General features: G+C 74.6%; 4 protein-coding genes. 3 read left to right on the top strand and 1 reads right to left on the bottom strand.

Features of this window, described 5'->3' with window-relative positions:
* The 3 genes from AB0H32_RS46980 to AB0H32_RS46970 all read left to right on the top strand — a co-directional run.
* Positions 1 to 622, top strand: a 622-nt coding sequence (locus tag AB0H32_RS46980) for a VWA domain-containing protein (protein WP_361135462.1), incomplete at its 5' end; no start/stop codon positions are given.
* A 206-nt stretch (positions 623 to 828) separates the two neighbouring features.
* A complete protein-coding gene (locus tag AB0H32_RS46975; protein ID WP_361135465.1) occupies positions 829 to 2,583 on the top strand; it encodes a hypothetical protein in 1,755 nt (584 codons plus the stop codon).
* A gap of 195 nt (positions 2,584 to 2,778) precedes the next feature.
* Complete coding sequence (locus AB0H32_RS46970) at positions 2,779 to 3,087, top strand: hypothetical protein (RefSeq protein WP_361135459.1); 309 nt, start codon at positions 2,779 to 2,781, stop codon at positions 3,085 to 3,087.
* A 100-nt stretch (positions 3,088 to 3,187) separates the two neighbouring features.
* Here the strand turns inward: AB0H32_RS46970 and AB0H32_RS46965 are convergent, their stop codons facing one another.
* The gene (locus AB0H32_RS46965) at positions 3,188 to 4,351 is read right to left on the bottom strand and encodes a substrate-binding domain-containing protein (protein ID WP_361135457.1); all 1,164 of its coding nucleotides are present in this window, start codon (positions 4,349 to 4,351) and stop codon (positions 3,188 to 3,190) included.
* Between the last annotated feature and the right edge of the window lie 108 nt (positions 4,352 to 4,459).

The following is a 4,459-nucleotide window of genomic DNA, read 5'->3' as shown; positions in this document are numbered from 1 at the left end:
GGGCGGCGGCCTCGACCTGCCGCGCACGCTGCGGGCCAACCTGGCGACCGCGCGGCGCGGACCGGACGGCACGGTCCAGGTCATTCCCGAGCGCCCCGTCTTCCGCGCCCGGGCCCGCAAGGCCGCCGACTGGCGGCTGATGCTGGTCACCGACGTGTCGGGGTCCATGGAGGCGTCCACCATCTGGGCGGCGATCACGGCCTCCGTACTGGCCGGGGTGCCCACCCTGTCCACGCACTTCCTGGCCTTCTCCACCGAGGTCATCGATCTGACCGATCACGTCGAGGACCCGTTGTCGCTGCTGCTGGAGGTCAGCGTGGGCGGCGGCACCCACATCGCGGCCGGGCTGCGGCACGCGCGGGAGCTGGTCACCGTGCCCTCGCGCACGCTGGTCGTGGTGGTCAGCGACTTCGAGGAGGGCTACCCGCTCGGCGGGCTGCTCGCCGAGGTCCGTGCCCTGGTCGGGGCGGGCTGCCAGGTCCTCGGGTGCGCGAGCCTGGACGACTCCGGCCGGCCCCGGTACTCCACCGGGGTCGCGAGCCGGCTGGTCGCCGCGGGCATGCCGGTCGCCACCCTCAGCCCGCTCGAACTCGCCCGCTGGGTAGGGGAGAAGATCGCATGAGCAAGGACCTCGAGAGCGAGGGGCGTGTGAGCGAAGCCCACGCGAGCCAGGAGCGTGCGAACGAGGAGCGTGCGAGCGAAACCCACGCGAGCCAGGAGCGTGCGAACGAGGAGCGTGCGAGCGAAACCCACGTGAGCCAGGAGCGCGTGGGCCAGGAGCGCGTGGGCCAGGAGCGTGCGAGCGGGGACGGTGCGAGCGGGGACCGGGTGCGTGCGGCTCTGCCGCCGGTCGCGCCGTCCGTGACCGCCGAACTCGTCGCCGCCCTCTCCCCCCGGCTGCGCAAGCGGCTCGACGCGGGCATCGCCAAGCTGGCGGACCGCCCGGCCGTCCGCGACGGCGACATCGTGCGCATAGCCGTCGACGACGGCACCGATGTCGAACTGCACGCCCCTGGTGGCACCGTGACCCGTGCCGACGACGTCCGCTGTGGCTGCCTGCTGGCCCCGGACTGCCTGCACCGCGCCGCGGCGGCCTCGGCGGCACCGATCGCGGAACCGGCCTCGGAACCGGCCGCAGCGGCCCGCTCCGAGGATCCGGACGCCGGCGCGGCCCCGGATGCGAACCCCGGTGCGCAGGCGCTGCCGGAACCGGAACAGCCCGAGCGGGCCACCCCCGAACAGTGCGCCGCCGCCCGTGCCCTGCACGCTGCCGCGACCGCCGTACTCGAAGCGGGTACGGACGGTTCCGGGGCCGTGCTCCAGGCGGAGCTGCTGCGCGCCGCGCACACCGCGCGGCTCGCAGGTCTCCCCCGGGCCGCCGCCACGGCCGTCTCCGTGGTCACGGCGGTGCGCGCGGCCCGCTCGGCCGACCCCGCCCACCGCCTCGCCGACCTCGTGGGCACGCTGCGCGACGCCCTGTCGGCGGCCCACCGCATCCCGCATGCCGAAGGTCCGGAACTGACCGAGCTGCGCGGCACGGTACGGCAGCCGTACCGCCCGGACGGCTCGCTGCGGCTGTACGGCCTCTTCACCGAGCCGGTGCTCACGGCGAGCGGCTATGCGGGCGCCGTCACCTGGACCGCGGATGCCGAGGGCCGCCTGTACCAGGTGCCGGACGTGGCCCCGGGCGGTGCCGGGCGGGCCGTGGGCGCGGCCGACCGGGCCGTACGCGTCGGGGACACGGCACTGACCCACCGCGAGCTGTCCCGGGCCGGGCTCGCGGTGTCGGGTGCCACGGTCTCCCCGGCGGGGCGGCTCGGGGCGGGCGCAGGAGTGCGGGCGGTCCGCGCGTCCGGTGCCGACTGGCGTGCCGAGCCCCTGGACCGGCTCTGGACGGTGCCCACCGCCGAACAGGTGTCCCGCGCCCTGGCAGGAGGGACCGACCTGCTCTTTCTCGAGGTCACCCTCGTCGGCACGGTCCGCGAGGCGGCGGGCGACTGCCTTCTCGCCGAGTGCGACGGCGTCACCCTGCGGCTGACCGCCGCCCACGACCACCCGGCGCTCCCCCACCGCGACAACCTCCGTCTGCTGGCCGCCGCCCGGGGCAGCCGGCTGCGGATCGTCGCCCGGCTCACCCCGGCCCCGCACCCCCGGGCCCTGCTGCTGGCGACCGAGCACCCCACCATCCCCGGCACCCGGATCGACGCCGGACTGGACCGGCTGCTCCGCGCCGACCTGCCCGCGCCCGCCTCGTCTGCGCCCGGGGCCGCCGCGCCCCCGCCCGAGGAGGCCCCCGTGCACCTGCTGCGGCGCCGGGTGCAGCAGGCGGCCTCGGGCGGTCGGCTCGTGCTGTCCTTCCCGGGGAACACGGCCGCCGACGTCCGGCGGCTGAGCGGCCACGGTCTCGCGACGGCGGGCGATCTGCTGGATGAACTGCACGCTGCCGCGGCGGAGCGCTCACGTGATGTCTTCGGCCGTCTGCTCCCGGCGGACCCGGACCGGTTCGCCCGGGCCTGGCTGGCCGCGGCCCGCTACACCGACGAGGTGGACCGCGCGCTGTGTGCCGCGGCCTGGGGGGCCTGAGGGGCCCGGGGACGCGGGACCGCAATCCAAAAGGGCGCCACCTGCGTACTCAGAGAGACAGCCGCAGCCACGGGGGTACGCCCCGGACGGCCGGTCCGACGCCTGCGATCGCGCCGCTGCTCCCTTGCGGTTGCGGCTGTCCCCCGCGTACCGCCGTGAGGTGCGCGGGAGGAGGGAAGGAAGGGTGCATCCATCATGCGAGCACAACGCGCGACGCGTCTCGCCGCGGTGTCCGCGGTCGGCATTCTGATGGCCGGCGGCGCCGCGATCGGCACGGCGGGCCCCGCCGCAGCGGCGGCCCCTGCCGTGCACACTCATGTCGCCACCGACATGTGCGGCGACTGGGGCCGCGGCTGCTTCGACAATGGGTTCCGGTCCGGCCACGGGTTCCGGTTCGACCACGGGTTCCGGTTCGACCACGGATTCCGCTTCGACCACCGGTTCGGCTTCGACCACCACGGATTCTTCTTCAATCGCGGAGGTGTCTTGATCATCGTGGTCTAGTGCTCCCCCGGACATCGCGCTGCCCGGTGCCGCGGCCGGACATACCCCCCTGTGCCCGGCGACCGGACATCACACCGCCCGGGGCTGCTGGGCGACGCTGTCACTTTCCCCAGATCTTCCGGTATCCCTCCCGGTAGCCCGACGGGTCCCAGGTCGTGGCGCCATGGCTGTTGTCGGCCGTGGTGACGTGGATGGGGGCCACATATCCGCTGGCGGGGCGGCCGGAGAAGGCGCGGTTGAACTCGTCGACGATCTGCCAGCCCTGCAGGGACAGCGGCTCGGGCACGGTGGCCGCCTGGTACTGCCTGTTGTTGATGCGCTGGAAGGCGGACGGGTCGCCGTCCCCTGCGCCGATGTTGTAGGGCGGCCCGGCCCCCTTCCGATCCGCGGCACGAAAGGCCGGGGCGGCATCGGCGAAGTACAGGTCGTTGATGGCGACGGAGTACGTCCACCCGTGGGGGAAGCGGGACAGGAGTGAGGAGATCTCCTGGGGGGTGCGGCTGCTCGCGTCCGGGATCGGGATGTTCTCGTACGCCAGCAGCTTCACGCCCGGACAGGTGGCGAGTTCTTTCCTGATCAGGTCGGACTTGTTCTTGGCGAAGGGGATCGAGGCGTCGGTGAAGAGCACGACCCCGGCTCTGCCGTTCGAGCTCGCGATGACCCACTGGGCGCTGACCGCGGCCACGTCCTCGACCTCGGTGGTGACGTTGGTGAAGAGCTCGGGGCGTCGGCTGGGGCCGGGGGAGGCGACCGCGTGCCAGCCGATCAGCGGGATGCGTGCCGCGTGGGCCCGCGCGACCTGCTGCGAGGTCGCCTCGGGGTCGAAGCCTCCGATGACGATGCCCGAGGGCTTGAGCGCCACGGCCTGGCTCATCGCCGCCTGGATGCCTGCGGGGGTACCGCCACCGTCGATCACCCGGACGTTCCAGCCGATGACCCGTGCGGCTTCCCGTACGCCGTCCGCGGCGCCCGCGACTCCGGGATTGGTCATGGTCTGGGCGACGTAGACGACGGTCTTGCCGGCCAGCGCCCCGGGGCCGCTGGTGGGCCCCTTCCACGGGATGGCGGTCCGCTCCGCCCGGGCGACGGCGGCCTCGGCCCTGGTGTGGGCCTCGGGGCAGCCGTTCGGTCCCGAGGGGGAGTCCTCCGGGCCGCTCGACGAGCCGCGTTCGCAGCCTGCCAGGACGGCTGCCGCGACCAGCAGGGCGGTGGCGGCGGACCCGGGCCTGAGGACGCCGGGGGTGGCCTTGCGGTTGCGGTGCACGGAATCTCCTCGCTGAGGGACGGGCGGGAGGATGCGCCTGGGCTCGGTGGTGAGGCACGCGGTGTGGGTCATGGAGTGCGGCCGGCCGGGCCGCCGTCCTGGGAGGAC

The organism is Streptomyces sp. NPDC020362 (assembly GCF_040642095.1).
Lineage (GTDB): Bacteria > Actinomycetota > Actinomycetes > Streptomycetales > Streptomycetaceae > Streptomyces.
Note: the sequence above shows the minus strand (reverse complement) of the source record. Positions and strands in the feature narration are given on the sequence as shown.

What these genes read in the sequence shown, in the direction of transcription:
- AB0H32_RS46970 (WP_361135459.1), top strand. Translation starts at nt 2,779, where the DNA reads ATGCGAGCACAACGCGCGACGCGTCTCGCCGCGGTGTCCGCGGTCGGC.